The sequence below is a fragment of the Chelatococcus sp. KU-N122 genome (assembly GCF_055391085.1).
On record NZ_AP043981.1, the window covers coordinates 2424682 to 2439084 of the forward strand.

At 62.8% G+C, this 14403-nt stretch carries 14 protein-coding genes and 1 pseudogene; 6 read left to right on the plus strand and 9 right to left on the minus strand.

The features are described 5' to 3' along the window. Positions 1-33 precede the first annotated feature (33 nt). The 3 genes from ACZ5PO_RS10920 to ACZ5PO_RS10930 all read left to right on the plus strand — a co-directional run bounded on the left by ACZ5PO_RS10920 (position 34) and on the right by ACZ5PO_RS10930 (position 3592). Positions 34-975 (plus strand): alpha/beta hydrolase, encoded by a 942-nt coding sequence (locus ACZ5PO_RS10920; protein WP_464193205.1) that lies wholly within the window; start codon positions 34-36, stop codon positions 973-975. Between the two features lie 84 nt (positions 976-1059). Continuing rightward, positions 1060-2310 (plus strand): ABC transporter substrate-binding protein, encoded by a 1251-nt coding sequence (locus ACZ5PO_RS10925; protein ID WP_464193207.1) that lies wholly within the window; start codon positions 1060-1062, stop codon positions 2308-2310. A 139-nt stretch (positions 2311-2449) separates the two neighbouring features. Continuing rightward, the gene (locus tag ACZ5PO_RS10930) at positions 2450-3592 is read left to right on the plus strand and encodes an iron-containing alcohol dehydrogenase (RefSeq protein WP_464193210.1); all 1143 of its coding nucleotides are present in this window, start codon (positions 2450-2452) and stop codon (positions 3590-3592) included. Positions 3593-3778: 186 nt separating this feature from the next. Here ACZ5PO_RS10930 and ACZ5PO_RS10935 read toward each other — a convergent pair. Further along, positions 3779-4000: pseudogene (locus ACZ5PO_RS10935) on the minus strand (GDCCVxC domain-containing (seleno)protein); the annotation flags it as partial. A 72-nt stretch (positions 4001-4072) separates the two neighbouring features. Between ACZ5PO_RS10935 and ACZ5PO_RS10940 the strand changes: the two are divergent. Together ACZ5PO_RS10940 and ACZ5PO_RS10945 are read left to right on the plus strand one after the other, a co-directional pair. Further along, positions 4073-4219 carry a hypothetical protein gene (locus tag ACZ5PO_RS10940; protein WP_464197266.1) on the plus strand — a complete coding sequence of 49 codons (147 nt, stop codon included), beginning with the start codon at positions 4073-4075 and terminating at the stop codon, positions 4217-4219. Positions 4220-4287: 68 nt separating this feature from the next. Next, complete coding sequence (locus ACZ5PO_RS10945) at positions 4288-5835, plus strand: Fic family protein (RefSeq protein ID WP_464193213.1); 1548 nt, start codon at positions 4288-4290, stop codon at positions 5833-5835. Between the two features lie 62 nt (positions 5836-5897). Here ACZ5PO_RS10945 and ACZ5PO_RS10950 read toward each other — a convergent pair whose 3' ends face one another. Further along, positions 5898-6170, minus strand: coding sequence for a hypothetical protein (locus ACZ5PO_RS10950; RefSeq protein WP_464193216.1), 273 nt, complete (start codon positions 6168-6170; stop codon positions 5898-5900). Between the two features lie 508 nt (positions 6171-6678). Here ACZ5PO_RS10950 and ACZ5PO_RS10955 point away from each other — a divergent pair. Beyond that, positions 6679-7875, plus strand: coding sequence for an outer membrane beta-barrel protein (locus tag ACZ5PO_RS10955; protein WP_464193218.1), 1197 nt, complete (start codon positions 6679-6681; stop codon positions 7873-7875). A gap of 308 nt (positions 7876-8183) precedes the next feature. Here the strand turns inward: ACZ5PO_RS10955 and ACZ5PO_RS10960 are convergent, their stop codons facing one another. From ACZ5PO_RS10960 to ACZ5PO_RS10990, 7 genes are all read right to left on the minus strand, one after another. After that, positions 8184-8384, minus strand: coding sequence for a hypothetical protein (locus ACZ5PO_RS10960; protein ID WP_464193221.1), 201 nt, complete (start codon positions 8382-8384; stop codon positions 8184-8186). 253 nt (positions 8385-8637) lie between these two features. Beyond that, complete coding sequence (locus ACZ5PO_RS10965) at positions 8638-9384, minus strand: hypothetical protein (RefSeq protein WP_464193223.1); 747 nt, start codon at positions 9382-9384, stop codon at positions 8638-8640. Positions 9385-9649: 265 nt separating this feature from the next. Beyond that, a complete protein-coding gene (locus tag ACZ5PO_RS10970) occupies positions 9650-10408 on the minus strand; it encodes an iron ABC transporter ATP-binding protein (RefSeq protein WP_464193225.1) in 759 nt (252 codons plus the stop codon). Further along, positions 10405-11379 (minus strand): iron chelate uptake ABC transporter family permease subunit, encoded by a 975-nt coding sequence (locus ACZ5PO_RS10975; RefSeq protein WP_464193228.1) that lies wholly within the window; start codon positions 11377-11379, stop codon positions 10405-10407. Before ACZ5PO_RS10975 ends, ACZ5PO_RS10970 begins: the two co-directional genes overlap by 4 nt. Next, positions 11363-12304 (minus strand): ABC transporter permease, encoded by a 942-nt coding sequence (locus ACZ5PO_RS10980; RefSeq protein WP_464196798.1) that lies wholly within the window; start codon positions 12302-12304, stop codon positions 11363-11365. Before ACZ5PO_RS10980 ends, ACZ5PO_RS10975 begins: the two co-directional genes overlap by 17 nt. 129 nt (positions 12305-12433) lie before the next feature. Next, positions 12434-13372: a siderophore ABC transporter substrate-binding protein gene (locus ACZ5PO_RS10985; protein ID WP_464193230.1), complete on the minus strand. Its 939-nt coding sequence runs from the start codon at positions 13370-13372 to the stop codon at positions 12434-12436. Between the two features lie 115 nt (positions 13373-13487). Continuing rightward, on the minus strand, positions 13488-14372 hold the full coding sequence (locus ACZ5PO_RS10990; RefSeq protein WP_464193234.1) for a helix-turn-helix transcriptional regulator: 885 nt from the start codon (positions 14370-14372) through the stop codon (positions 13488-13490). Between the last annotated feature and the right edge of the window lie 31 nt (positions 14373-14403).

Here is a 14403-nt window from a genome sequence, read left to right on the forward strand (position 1 = left end):
TTTCGCTCTCGGCAGGTGATGCGGAGACACGCCGTGTACATCCATCCCGACTCAGCGGCAGTGCTCGAATTTATGAGGCGCTCGGGCCGACCGTCATTTGAAACGCTCACTCCAGAGCAGGCTCGTGCAACCTATATTACCGCGCGCCATGCTCTGCAACCCTCAATGCCGGCGGTCGCCGAAGTGCGCGAACTCGCAGCGCCAGGGCCAGCCGGAGAGATTGCGCTGCGGCTCTTCCGCGGGGTCGGCACTCGACCGAGCGATCAGCTTCCGGTGCTCGTATACTTCCACGGAGGTGGATGGGTCGTCGGCAACCTCGACACACATGAGGTACCATGCGCTTGGATAGCGAATTTTGCCGGATGTGCTGTCGTTTCAGTCGACTACCGGTTAGCCCCGGATTGCAAGTTTCCAGCCGCGTTCGAGGATGCCTTTGCTGCGACAAGATGGGTTGCGGCGAACGGAACCGCGCTGGGTGTTGACCCCTCGCGTGTTGCCGTCGGCGGCGACAGCGCCGGCGGTAATCTCGCGGCTGCGGTCGCGATTGCGGCTCGCGATGGCAGCGGGCCAGAACTCGGCTTCCAGCTGTTGATCTATCCGGCCGTCGACTTTACATGGGGGAGCGAGCCCGAAAAGGAGCTCATGACGGGCGTGCCGGTGACCACGGGCGGGCTCGACTATTTTCGCGATCATTATCTGAACGGCGTCGCCGACCGCAGCGACTGGCGCGCATCTCCGATGCTCGCAAAATCCCATGCTGGGCTGCCGCCCGCTTATGTCATGGCAGCTGGGGTTGATCCGATCCTCCCCGAGGGGAGGGCTTACGCATCCAAGCTCGAGCAAGCGGGCGTTCCAGTTACCTATCGGCTCGTTGAAGGCCAGTTGCACGGCTTTGTCACGATGGGCAAGTTCATCGGGGTCGCCGAGAGCGAGGTGGCACTAGCCGCCCTTCAGCTCAAAGCGAGATTTCTGTGATCGTCGCATCGGCTCTATTGCCTGCCGTGCCGGCTTAACGGCTACGGCCGCCTTGTAGGGGCGGCCACGACGCACGCTTCGCTCATGATTGAGTTCGGCGGCTCAAAAGATAAAGGGAGGGCCAAGGAAATGAAAACCGTCCGCCGTGCGGCAAGCATGTTGCCGCTTTCGGCCATGTTGATCGCAGGTGCTGCCGTCGCTGAAGGAAAGTATGACCCGGGCGCGAGCGACACCGAAATCAAGATTGGAATGACCGTGCCGCTGAGTGGTCCGGCGTCGGCCTACGGGTTGACGTGCGCGGCGACGCGCGCCTTTTTTACGATGGTGAATGACCGTGGCGGGGTCAATGGCCGCAAACTCACGCTGCTATGTGAGGACGACGGCTTGTCGCCGCCCAAGGCTATCGAAAAGACGCGTAAGCTGGTCGAATCCGATAACGTCTTATTCATATACAATTCGCAAGGAACGGCGGGTAATATTGCTGTGCGACGTTATCTAACGCAAAGGAAAGTGCCGCAGATTCTGGCAAATTCCGGGGCCGTCACATTCGATATAGCGAGTGAGAATCCTTGGACGACAAAAGCTGTTCCGGCATATTATCTTGATGCGAGGCTGTTTGCGATCGACATTAAACGGAGAAATCAAAATGCTAAGGTTGGAATTCTTTATCAAGCTGACGACTTCGGGCGTGATTATATTAACGGACTAAAGGACGGCTTTGGCGCTGACGCCGCGCGCTTCATAGTGAGCGAGCAACCCTATCAGTTCGCCGATCCGACGGTCGACTCGCAGATCGTTAGCCTGCGAAATGCCGGGGTGGACGTTGTGGTTCTGGGTGCGCTGGCGAAGGCTTCGGCCCAGGCGATTCGAAAAATAGGAGAGCTGGATTGGAAGCCGCAAATATACTTGAGTTGGACGTCGGGGTCAATTCCCCTCGTCCTTGCACCAGCAGGGCTTGAGAATGCCAAGGGAATTCTGACGCATACGGCTGTCAAAGACGTCACGGATCCCAAGGTGAGTGCTGATAGCGACGTCCGCGGCTATAGGGCTTTCATGGCGAGTTATCTGCCGAAGGAGGATGTTGAAAGTTTCACTTTCATTTACGCTTATGCAACCAGTAGCATTCTAATTGATATACTAGAAAGAGCTGGCGATGATCTGACGCGCCAGAACATCATGAAAAAGGCGATCGATATCGATATTTCTCCTCCTCTGTTTATGCCGGGGTTGAAGTTTAAAGTTACCCCCAGTGATCGTAGCCCCTTCAAAGACTTTCCGATGGTTCGATTTGACGGCCAACGTTGGCAGCACGTTGGCGAGCCTGCCGGCAGATAGTTTGCTGCTGACGGGTTCGTTTATCGATGCCGAGTACAATCCGTTGCCATTTGTCCGCTGGACGGAGGGAGCAGACGGCGACAGTCGCGAGCTTCGGCTCTGGACGGGCTTTAAGTCGCTACGAAGGAGATAGCAAGGTATGCGATCGGGCTACTATCGACCCACGCCTCGACAGTCGATCTCATATGGAGTTCCTACGAGACAAGCTCTACCAGATGCGATCAGAGAGCTGTCCTTAGCCCGGGTTGTACTCGTTACGAATCGCAGCTTGGCGAGCTCCGGCGGTCTGATAGAAGATATCCGAGCCGCGATCGGATCAGCTTATGCGGCCGAGTTCAGCGCGGTGCGCGCCCATGTTCCGCGCGAGGACGTTACGGGAATTGCGAAGTTGTTGCGGGACACGGAGGCGGATGGTGTTGTTGGCCTCGGTGGAGGGTCAGTCTGCGACGCAATCAAAGCCGCGAGATTGTGCCTGGCAAATAATATTGTAGATCACCAGGAAATGGATAGATTGCTGCCGCCATTTCCTGCTGCCGGCCCACGTCCGCCATATATCATGATTCCGACCACTCTTTCGGCCGCCGAATATACGAACATAGCAGGTTTCACCAACGAAGTTCTGAGCCGTAAGCAGGGTTACTTTCACGCCGAAATCGCTCCAAACATTGTCATTTTGGATGCTCGTATGACCCTCGCGACCCCGCCGCGACTCTGGCACGGCACGGGAATGCGTTCCATCGACCATATTGTGGAGACTTGGTGCTCGACAAATGCTACGCCGCTGAGCGATGCGACATCGCTTCACGCCGCGAGCGTCCTGCCGAATGCACTTCTGGCCTCCAGGAAGGACCCGGGCGACCTGGCATGGCGTCTGGATTGCCAAATTGGGGCATGGTTGGCCAGCCAAGGGATGGCCGCCGGGGTCGATATGGGGGCAAGCCATGGAATTGGACATGCGCTTGGTGGTGTGGCGGGCATGCCGCATGGAGAGACGTCATGCGTGATGCTGCCTCATGTATTGCGGTTCAACGCGTCGGCGAACAATGATCGGCAATCTGCGTTATTGGGGGCGATGGGCTCTAAAGAGGCGGCGCTTGGTGATGCCGTTGCTCAGTTGGTCAGCGTCCTCGGATTGCCCGCGCGATTGAGGGATGCGGGAGTTAGGCAGGATGCCCTCCCATATATCGCCGAGGTAGCCTTGCGCGACGCTTGGGTGCTGGCTAACCCAAGGCCAATTCCGGATGTAGAGACGGTCGGCGCGCTGCTGGAATGCGCCTGGTAGTCAGGGGAGGGGTGCAGCTTCTCGCGCGCCGCGCGAGAAGCTGCACTCGCCACGCGCCTCTCCTTGGCCGGCCCAGCTAGACAGGTGAGTCCGGCGCGAACCGGGGCGTTCGCCTCTGGTGGAACGCGGCCAGCCCCTCGCGCACGTCCGGCCCGGCCTGGTCTCGACGGCCGCAGCATCACCGACGCAGCAGGTCGGCGCGCCGCCTCCAGCCTGAATCGGCGGGCACGGCACGCTGCCGTAGGAACAGAATACGCAACAATCCCCGGACTTCGGCTTCAGAAGTGCGCAGCACGCCTTGCAGCCGTAGAAATACTGGCAGGCATCCGACGGCATGGTCTCGGTCGCGCGATGACCGCAGTTCGGGCACGTGATCGTGGATTCCAGAACGAGAGCTGTCTCAGGCATCGGCGTCACCGGAGATCGCAAGTCCATCGTGATGGGGATGCCCGTGAACAGCCGCGCGGATAGATTGCCTGAATGGGAACGACCATTGATTATCCCGGGCTGCAGTTCCGGCTCATCGTTGGCGAGTTGATCGCGGTCGGCCCTGGCGCCGCCGCCCGACATGCGGTGAACCTCTCTCGCAAAACTGCGGGGTCGGTGATAGATATTCGCACGGCGTGAACCGAATCCGCAGAATTGAGTCTTCGATGGGGAACAACCTAACAGAGACTGTCGGCGCAGGGGAATGGGTGCAGCCTTACGTCCGCGACTTCGCCGGACGGCCTCTGCCAGAGCCCGGTGCGCCGGCAGGGTACGCCGCGCTCATTCAGCGCTACGGCCTGCGGACGCCCCTGCCGCCCCGTCTCACCGCGCTGGCGCGCCGGCACCATCCGAGCTCGACGGGCGACTGGCTGATGCTGACGCCCCGCCATCGCCCGACGCCGGATCTCGCCGGCCATCTCGCCTTCGCCTTCAAATGGGAGGGTATTGACCTCGGCGTCCTCGCCGCCCTGTTTCGCAATGTCTCCGAGCCGGAGGTCGCCGCGATCGTCCTGGCGACGCCGACCGGCGCGTTCGCGCGACGGCTTTGGTTCCTCTACGAGTGGCTGACCGCTCGCACGCTCGACGTCCCAGACCCAGGCAAGGTGCGCGCCGTTCCCGTGCTCGATCCAGACCTCCAGTATGGGCTGGAGACGGCGTTGCCGTCCTCGCGGCACAAAGTGCTCGACAACCTGCCGGGCACACCGCGCTTCTGCCCCCTGGTCCGCCGTTCCGCAGCCCTCCAGGTCGCCGGCGCTGGTCGCTACGGCGAGCGGGCCCGCGAGGTCATCGGGCGCACCCGATCCGACCTCATCGCTCGCGCTGCGGCCTTCCTCCTCGTGAAGGACAGCAAGTCGTCATTTGCCATCGAGGGCGAGCGCGCCTCAGGCGGGCGCGCTACGCGCTGGGCGCAAGCGATCGCCCAAGCCGGCACCCGGCCGCTCAACTTGACGGAACTGGAACGGCTTCAGAGGGTCGTCATCGGCGACGCGCGCTTCGTCCGTCTCGGTCTTCGGCAGGAAGGCGGCTTCGTCGGCGTGCATGACCGCGACACCCATGAGCCCGTCCCAGACCACATCAGCGCGCGCTATCAGGACCTTCCGGACCTCGTAGAGGGCATATGCGAGTTCGACGAGCGCGCCGCGCCGAGGGGCCTGGATCCAGTGATCGCGGCGGCCTCGATTGGCTTCGGCTTCGTCTACGTCCATCCATTCGACGACGGAAACGGCCGCCTCCACCGCTGGCTGTTCCACCATGTGCTGGCGCAGGCCCGCTATAACCCGCCGGGCGTGGCCTTTCCGATCAGCAGCGCGATCGAGCGCCGGATCGAAGCCTACAAGGCGGTGCTGGAGAGCTACTCGTCGGAGATGCTGCCGCTCATCGACTGGCGCCCCACGCCGAGGGGCAATGTCGACGTGCTGAGCGAGACCGCGGACTACTACCGGTACTTCGACGCCACAGCCCATGCAGAATTCCTCTACGCCTGCGTGGCGCAGACAGTGGAGCAGGACCTGCCCGATGAAGTCGCCTTCCTCGAAGCCTACGACCGCTTCGCCCTGGCCGTGCAGCGGGTCGCCGACATGCCGGATCGCAAGGTTGAGCTCCTGAGAAGCTTCCTGGACCAGAATTCAGGCCGGCTGTCGAAGCGGGCGCTCAGCGGCGAATTCGCCGGGCTGACCCCCGACGAAGCGGAAGCCGTCGAGACCATCTACGAGGAGACCTTCGGCTCGACGGCGCGGCGCCTGTCGAGGTCCTAGCGGACAGTGCGGGGCAGTTCACATTTGCCGACAGGGACAGCCCTTGGCCTTGAATTCCTCGCTCACGAACCGCCCGTCGCGACGGCGAACCGGAACTGGTCACGCAAGACGGGGCTGACGTCGGGATTCCGCGCAATGTTCGGGATTTCGATTGCTTCGACCAGCTTCTCCCAGCGGGCTGCGTGCTCTTTTATCAGCGACAAAACTAAAGGCACGCCGGTCGGCGCAGCTTGGCAGGCGAGCCGGCTGCCCGGCCTAGCCACCGCGACGGAAGCCGGCTCGCGGCCGCGACGAACTTGTTTCAGACCTATGCCTTCACCAAGTCGTGAGGGCATCTTTTCATGTTCGCGGCGCCTGTGGCGGCCGCTGAATTTTCCTCTTGACAGCAAGCGACGCATTGCATTTGAAATAACGACAGAGGTTGAATGAAATACTATAAATTATTTTTACAACTATATGCTTTAGGAGGTCGTTTTTCTTAAAAAATGCCGAAACATGCAATTTATTTTCCAAGCAGCTCTGACCCAAGAAGGCTACGAAGCATGATCCAACAAAGCCAGGGCCCAGGTGGTCCGGCTCTTTCGTTTGAGCCCAGCGGCTCGCTAGGGCGCGATTGTCTATCTTACACGGTAGTTCTCGCGCAATCCGTCTCCGTGATCGTACGGTCAACCGTACCGGTGGCCGTCCTAGGCTCATGTTTGCGGCAGCCAGCGATGGCATCTGGCCGAACGTCTTGTTCGGCACAGTCGGCATGGCGCCCGTTCATTTCTATTTGTGATTCGCATGGGCTTTCGAGCTTGAGCCCAATCCACGCTTCCCGCATTTCAACCCGAAAGTACGGTAATGGCGCTCCGGCTCGCTCCGCGCATCGTCATGGCCTTAAGTCTCAGCAGCATGACTGCGCCGGCTCTGGTGGAGACTGCCAATGCGCAAGATGCACCAAACAAGACGATCCCCGCTACCGTTTCCGACAGCCTCGGCGGGGGCACCATCAGTCTCAATCCCAATCCAACCAAATACGATGCCGGCCCTCTCGGCGAGCTAAGCATCTCGGGCGCGCTTACCGGTTACGGGTATCTGCAGAGCAACGCGTTCCTGGAAGACCGGGCTGGACGCATGGATTTCGGCAACCTGCAGCTCATCATTCAGAAAGCCGATGGGCCGGTTCAATTTTTTGTCCAAGCAGGCATCTATTCCATTCCGTCACTCGGCGCATCGAACGCGAATGTAGTTGAGACGACGATGGTCAGGAATTTTGGCCCTGTGCCGCTGGCCTTCGCCACCGTTGATCTTGGCGGCGGTTTGTCGCTCTCAGCCGGTCAGCTGAACTCATTGTTCGGCGGAGAAGCCACCTTTACATATCAAAATCTGAACATTGTTCGTGGACTGCTCTTCAATCAGTCGAACAGTATCAGCAGGGGCGCACAGATCTTGTACGAGAAGGGCGATCTATCGATCGCCGGATCGATTACGGATGGTTTCTATTCTGGGCGGCTGACCTGGTTAATGGGTGCCATCACCTACAAGCTTGGCGAAAGCAGCAAGTTGAACTTCAGTGCGGGAGGCAATCTTGCGCCGTCAGCGCGCGAGACCCCTGCAGCTCCGTTGCTACAAAACAACCAGAGCATGTACAGTCTCGGCTACAATTACACCTCGGGATCGTGGACGTTAACGCCTTTCATTCAGTATACACGCGTATCTAAGGATGCATCTATCGGAATTTCCGAATCTGAATCGACATTTGGCGGTGCATTTCTCGCGAATTACGCTTTTACGAAGAATTTATCACTATCCGCTCGTGTCGAGTATATTAAGAAGTCGGGCAATCGTAACTCAAATGCGATCAACTTGCTTTATGGACCTGATAGCAAAGCCTATTCGGTGACGCTCACGCCGACTTGGCAGAAAGACCGATTCTTCGCGCGGGCCGAGTATTCCTTCGTTGGCATCATCGATGCCGGTGTCGGCCAAACGTTCGGGCGCAACGGCAACAAGAAAACCCAGTCCGTGTTCGCTATTGAAGCCGGCGTCCTTTTTTGAATCATCCGATCGCGCAACCTCCGGAGCGAGGTTGTTCCCGATTTGTCCCTCCCTGCGGCCGATCTCGCTGGTCCGGTTCGCCAAGAGCGATATCCTGATCTGCACCGTTCGCACGGTGCAGAAGCAGACGCCAGAAGGCCTGAGAGCAGACATACCGTTCTTCGGATTGAGGAACATCGGCCTGCCCCGACGCAGCACGCTATCGCCTTCGATCGTAGGGGTAGCGCCGCTGCGGCTCTACAGCCGCTCGCTCAAGGGGCAGCTGTCGTCCGCAGGGAAGGGGGCAGCGCGCAGCCGGACCCGGTGCATCACCTCCCCCGGAGCTTCTCGCGCAGTGCGATCTGCCTGGCCTGAATCTCCTGGAGCTCCATCAGGATCTCGTCGGCAAAGGCAGAGCCCTGACCCCGCATACGGAGGTCGGCGATCAGTTCGCGTTGTCGCGCGAGGTGGGCTTCCCCGTCGGCAAGGTCAAGCTCAATCTCATTGAGCATCTGCTGGATATTCGGCACGGCGTCGCTCCATTGCCTTCAGGCGGGAGCACGCTTGGTCTCACAGCCGCCGGCGCCCGGGAATCCCGTGCCGGTGATAATGAAATAGGGCGGCAGCCGAAGATGTCGACCCGGAACCGTCGCGCTTGGCGCACGTTGAGCCGATACGACCTGCAGAGCACCCCAATCTAGGGCCCCGTGCGGAGGGCGCGCTGGCCGAGAGCTCTACGGGCTAAGGCTCTCCCCCGCTCCTGGTGACGCGCAAGGTCTCGGCTCAGGCAGCGGTCGGCTGTGCGGCTGAATCGCTGGCCGCATCGATTGGGCCGTATGCATCCTCGATAAAGGCCGCGAGCTTCCGGCCGATGGGCAGATTAAACTCGTTCCGGTAATGGCCGACGTCAGACATCGCGATCTGATATCCCGCCTCGAAGACGTGGGGCGTCGGGTCAAACATCTTGGCGGCGCATTGTTCGCACGCCTCGATGATGGCTTCGCGGATCAGCACTCGTTCGGGGATCGGAGCGCCATTCCGGCCCATGCAATTGACGTGGGGCACAAAGACCACCGGCGCGCTCGATCGCGAGACGATCTCCAGCATGTCCGAGACGAGCTCGTCCTTGGTCTGAACCGTTCTCGTCGCCGATTTGGCCAGGGCTGCGGCGCGTTCGTCGTCGATCAGACCCTTCTCGGCGTCATGCACGCACCACTGTTGCAGATACCAACCTTCGTGCAAGAATAGCTTAATCGATGCAATCTCAATCACGAATACGTCGGTATTTTGATAGAAGTCTGGCTTGATAGCGTCGGGAAAATACTTGTGCATGCCGTGGATCAGCATGGGAAGAACGTCCGTCGGCACGGATTTTTTGGCGTTCATAATCTCCAGTTTCTGAAGAACATCCTTCGTCGAATGAGTATACCATTCGGCATTGGCGTGCCCCGTCAAGATCTCTTTGCGCCGGCGGACCAGGTTCAGCGGTGTGAAGACGCGACAGCTTCCAATGGCAGAGACGGTCAACATGAGCTGTGGTTCTCCCCGAGACGACGGCCTCGGCGATCCTACGGCCCAGCCAGCAGCTACGCAAACCGGGGGCGCGAGATTCCGATCGCTGCCGCTGTTCGACCCGCCCCGTCGCGAGCCAGTCGTGGCTCACGACGGCCCGTCCGCGGTCGAGATGATGTCGGCGTAGGGCGGCCAATCGCCCCCCCAAGGTTGCCATAGTCAGAGCGCCGGCCGAACGCAGTCGACAAGAGCGGCGCTGGAGCCGGCGGGGCGGGCGCGGTCGTCATACGTAATATAGAGCCAGCTTTCGGCCATCGATTTGCTGAACGTTGATGTCCATTTCGTAGACCGAGGCCAAGACGGAGGCATCCATAACTTCCGCAGGAGTTCCGTCGGCAACGACCCGTCCCCGCTTCAGGGCGACGATGCGGTCGGCGTAGCACGACGCGAAGTTGATATCGTGCAGCACGAGCACCACGGTCTTGCCGAGCTCGTCCGCGGCCCGGCGCAGGAGCTTCATCAGGGCGGCGGAATGCTTCATGTCCAGGCCGCCGAGCGGCTCGTCGAGCAGCAGGCAGTCCGCGTCCTGGGCCAAGACCATGGCCAGGAAGGCGCGCTGACGCTGCCCGCCGGACAATTCGTCGAGGAAGCGTCCGCGCAGCCCGCCCAGCTCGACGTATCCGAGGGCGGCGGCGATCCTCTCCTGGTCGACCACGGTCAGCCGGCCGCGGCTGTGCGGATAGCGGCCGAACGCGACGAGCTCCGCAACGGTCAGCCGCGGCGTGATGTGATTGTCCTGGCGCATGATCGCGAGCTTGCGGGCCAGCACGTCGCCCGGCGTGCGCGCCACGTCGAGGCCATCGACGGTCACGCGCCCGCCGTCCATGGGAACGATGCGGGCGGCGATCGACAGGAGCGTCGATTTGCCGGCTCCGTTGGGGCCGATGACCGCGGTCAGGCCGCCTCGCGGCACGGACATCGAGACGCCATCGAGGATGACGGCATCGCCGTACCGTTTTCTCAGATCGGTGATCTCGATCACGGGCGGCGATCCCTCAGCAGGAGCAGGATGAAGACCAGGCCGCCGGCAAACTCGATGACGATGCTGAGCGCCGTGGCGAGGCTCAGCAGGCGCTCGAGGACGGTCTGCCCGCCGACCAGGCAGATGACGGCGAGCAGCGCCGACGCCGGCAGCGTGTAGCGATGGCTGTCCGTGCCCAGCAGATGGTACGCGAGGTTCGAGACCAGGAGGCCGAAGAACAGGACCGGGCCGGTCAAGGCGGTGGAGACGGCGACCAATAGCGCCACGACGGCGAGCTGGACGCCCACCAGCCGTTCATAGTCGAGCCCGAGGTTGATGGCGTGCTCGCGCCCGAGCGCGAGCACGTCGAGGCTGCGGCGCGCGTGCCAGGCCAGCGCGCAGGCGAGCAGGATCGCGACGGCCGCGATCGGGAGCAGCTCGGTCGCGACCGCGTTGAAGCGGGCGAAGAGCAGGTCCTGCAGCACCGAAAAGTCGTTGGGGTCGAGCACGCGCTGGAGCATCTGCGCGACGCTGCGGCAGAAGATGCCGAAGACGACGCCGGCGAGGAGAAGCAAATGGATGTCGCGCCGACGTCCGAGAAAGAGCCATCGCGCGAGCCCCGTCGCAGCGCCGATCATCAGCAGCGCCTGAAGGGCGAACGACCACTGCGGATCGAGCGCGCTCATGGCGCTGGTGCCGAGGCCCAGCACGAGCGCCGATTGCATCGCGGCGTAGAGCGCATCGAAGCCCATGACCGCGGGCGTCAGGATGCGGTTCTGCGTCACCGTCTGGAACAGCACGGTGGCCACCGCGATGGCCAGCCCGACCAGCACGAGGCCGGCGAGCTTGGCGCCGCGGAACGGCAGCACGAAGTCCCAGTTGCCGCGCGCCCCAACGGTCATGAAGCAGACGCAGGCGGCCAGCGCCAGCAGCGCGAGGGCCGCCAGCACGCGGCGCGGTCGCCTCGGCGCGGGCTCAGCCAAGGCGGCCATTCCGGCGGAACAGCAGATAGAGGAAGATGGCGCTGCCGACGACACCGGCGACGGTGCCGACCGGTATCTCGTAGGGATAATGGACGAGCCGGCCCGCCATGTCGCAGGCCAGCAGGAACGCCGCCCCGGCAATCCCCGTCCAAGGCAGCGTCCGGCGCACGTTGTCGCCGAGGATCAGGCCGGTGACGTTGGCGACGATGAGGCCGAGAAAGGGAACGATGCCCGCCGTGACGACGCAGGCGGCGACGACCAGCGAGACGATGATCAGGCCGAGCGTGACGACCTTGCCGTAGTCGAGCCCGAGGCTGACCGCGAAGGCATCGCCAAGGCCGGCGACGGTGAAGCGGTCCGCCGTGGCGTAGGCCAGCAGCGCCAGCCCGACGGTCAGCCACAGCAGCTCGTAGCGGCCGCGCAGAACGCCCGAGAAATCGCCGCTGGTCCAGCCGTGCAGCGATTGCAGCAGGTCATAGCGATAGGCGAAGAACGTCGTCACGGCGTGGACGATGCCGCCGAGCACGATGCCGGTCAGCGGCACGAGGAGCCCGCCCCGCCAGGCGATGCGGCCGACGATGCGCAGAAACAGGAAGGTCCCGGCGAGCGCAAACCCTGCGGCGACGAGCATCTTGGCGAGCACCGGCAGCCCCGGCGCGACAAGCGTCACCGCCAGCAGGCCGAGGCTTGCGGCTTCCGCGGTGCCCGCGGTGGTCGGCTCGACGAAGCGGTTGCGGAACAGCATCTGCATGATCACGGCCGCGATGGCGAGCGACATGCCGACGAACATCGTGCTCAGGGTGCGGGGGATCCGACTGATGAGCAGGAGCTGCAGCGCGTGCCCGTCGCCTCCTCCGCTTGCCAGCGCGGCCAGGTCCATATCGCCGACGCCGATGAACAGGCTGACCGCCGCGAGGCCCGCAAGGCCGGCCAGCGCCGCGCCAAGGGCGTTCCGGCGAGGCCATGGCCGGTCGGCGCGCCGCGGCGGCTGTGCTGGATCGCAGCGATCGCTCTTATCCACCGCAGGCACCCCGACGCGGCACCGGACCTCGGCCTCGGATGCTCACCGGGGCACCGGCCCGGTGCCGAGGGCGGCGGCGAGATCCTCCGTGGTCCGGCGCAGGGCCGTGGCGCCGCCGCTGGCGATGTACCAGAAGGCGGGGTCGACGTAGATGATGCGTCCGGCCTTGGCCGCCTTGGTGGCGGCGATCAGATCGTTGCTCATGACCTGGCGCGCCGACGTTCCGGCCTGTCCGACGGCGGCGTCGCGGTCGAGCACGATCATGATGTCGGGATCGGTCTTCAGGATGAATTCGAACGACACCGCCTCGCCATGGGGCGTCGGTGCCGTCGCCTGGGAGACGGCGGAGTCCAGGCCCATCTCGTCGAAGATCCAGCCGAAGCGGGAGCCGTGGCCGTAGACCGTCAGCTTGCCGCCGTTGACCATGACCATGAGGACCTTGCCGGCGGACGGCGCGCGCTCGCGCAAGCGGGCGGCCGAGCGATCGATGCCGGCAACCAGGGCCGCCGCTTCGGCCTCCTTGCCGAAGACGCGACCGAGCGTCTCGATGTTGGTCCGCGCACTCGCGAGGAAATGGCGTGGATCGATGGTGAGATCGACGGTCGGCGCGATTCTGGCCAGTTGCCGGTATTTCGGGGCCGAGCGGGCGCCGACGATGACGAGGTCCGGCTTCGCCGCATTGACCGCTTCGTAGTCCGGCTCGAACAAGGTGCCGACCTTGAGGTAGCGCTCGGCCCGGTATTTGCCGAGATAGTCCGGGATGTTGGCGCCGGGGACACCGGCAACGGCGACGCCCAGGGCGTCGAGCGTATCGAGGCTCGCCATGTCGAAGACGAGCACCTTGCGGGGTGGCTCGGGCAAGGACGTCCTGCCCTGCGCGTGGTCGATGACGATCTCGGCCGCCCGGGCCGGTCCCGCGGCGGCGACCACCGCGCAGGCGGCGACCATCAGCCGGGCCATGGTGAGCCGGAGTGTATTCATGACGATGCGCCTCGTGAGATCGGTTCGCGGGATGGTCGGACGGCCCCGCAGGCTGCGCGGCGCTGCAAGCTCGTGGAGGGCGGGCGCGCCGGAGTTGTAGCGGCGCCGGCGGCGATCACCTGCGCTTGTATTTGGGGGCGACGCCGTAGGCCCGCTTGAATGCCGTGGCGAAGCTCGACGGGTCGGCATATCCGGCCGCATAGGCCGCCTGGGCGATGGTCACGCCGTCGCGCTCGAGAATGTCGTGGGCGAGTGCCAGCCGCCGGTTGCGAATGAACTCGAACACGGTGATGCCGAAGTGCTCCTTGAAATGGCGCTGCACGCTGGAGACGCTGGCGCCGACATGGCGCGCGATCGCCTCGATCGTCAGCGTCTGGTCCAGGTTCTCGGCGATGTAGTCGCGCACGCGTTCGCTCTGACGCCCGTTCATGATGTGGGGCCGGGGCCGCGCGCGGTTGTGCTCCACCATGGCCGCGCATGCGAAGCACATGATGTCGAGCGCGCGCGACTGCTTGTAGAGCGTCGTCATCTCCCCCTGCATGGTGGGCGGCGGCGCCATCACCTGCTCGGCCAGCAGCAGGATGTTGCGCCCCGGCTTCATGCTGAAGTGGGCGAGATGCTTGGCGAAAAAGGCCTTCAGTTCCGGCAGGCCGGTACGCTGCGACTCCGTCAGGCGCCGGATCCAGGGCAGCGGCGCCGAGATCATCACCTTGCGAAGCGGCACGACGCTGTCGTTGATGAAGCGCAATTTCGCGTAGCGGGCGATATTCAGCAGGAACAGCTGCGGCACGCACGATGACCCGAAACCCGCATTGATGCGGAACGGCACGTCATCGACCACGAAATGCTGGGCCCCCTGAAGAATCACCATGACCGTGAATTTGGGCCAGATATCATAGATGTCCGGATTTTCCTCACAGGTCGGCGCGCCGTCGACCGTTCCAACAAACAAATGTTGCGGAATGTTAGGCTTCAGTTCCACCTGCGGCAGGTCTTGCATCTTTAAACCAATCCAAAGAACGTGCCGTTTC

Excerpts from the sequence above, each read along its gene's own strand:
- ACZ5PO_RS10925 (WP_464193207.1), top strand. The coding sequence starts at position 1,060 with ATGATTGAGTTCGGCGGCTCAAAAGATAAAGGGAGGGCCAAGGAAATG.
- ACZ5PO_RS10930 (WP_464193210.1), top strand. The coding sequence starts at position 2,450 with ATGCGATCGGGCTACTATCGACCCACGCCTCGACAGTCGATCTCATAT.
- ACZ5PO_RS10940 (WP_464197266.1), top strand. The coding sequence starts at position 4,073 with ATGGGAACGACCATTGATTATCCCGGGCTGCAGTTCCGGCTCATCGTT.
- ACZ5PO_RS10950 (WP_464193216.1), bottom strand. The coding sequence starts at position 6,170 with ATGCCCTCACGACTTGGTGAAGGCATAGGTCTGAAACAAGTTCGTCGC.
- ACZ5PO_RS10955 (WP_464193218.1), top strand. The coding sequence starts at position 6,679 with ATGGCGCTCCGGCTCGCTCCGCGCATCGTCATGGCCTTAAGTCTCAGC.
- ACZ5PO_RS10965 (WP_464193223.1), bottom strand. The coding sequence starts at position 9,384 with ATGTTGACCGTCTCTGCCATTGGAAGCTGTCGCGTCTTCACACCGCTG.
- ACZ5PO_RS10975 (WP_464193228.1), bottom strand. The coding sequence starts at position 11,379 with ATGGCCGCCTTGGCTGAGCCCGCGCCGAGGCGACCGCGCCGCGTGCTG.
- ACZ5PO_RS10985 (WP_464193230.1), bottom strand. The coding sequence starts at position 13,372 with ATGAATACACTCCGGCTCACCATGGCCCGGCTGATGGTCGCCGCCTGC.
- ACZ5PO_RS10990 (WP_464193234.1), bottom strand. The coding sequence starts at position 14,372 with ATGCAAGACCTGCCGCAGGTGGAACTGAAGCCTAACATTCCGCAACAT.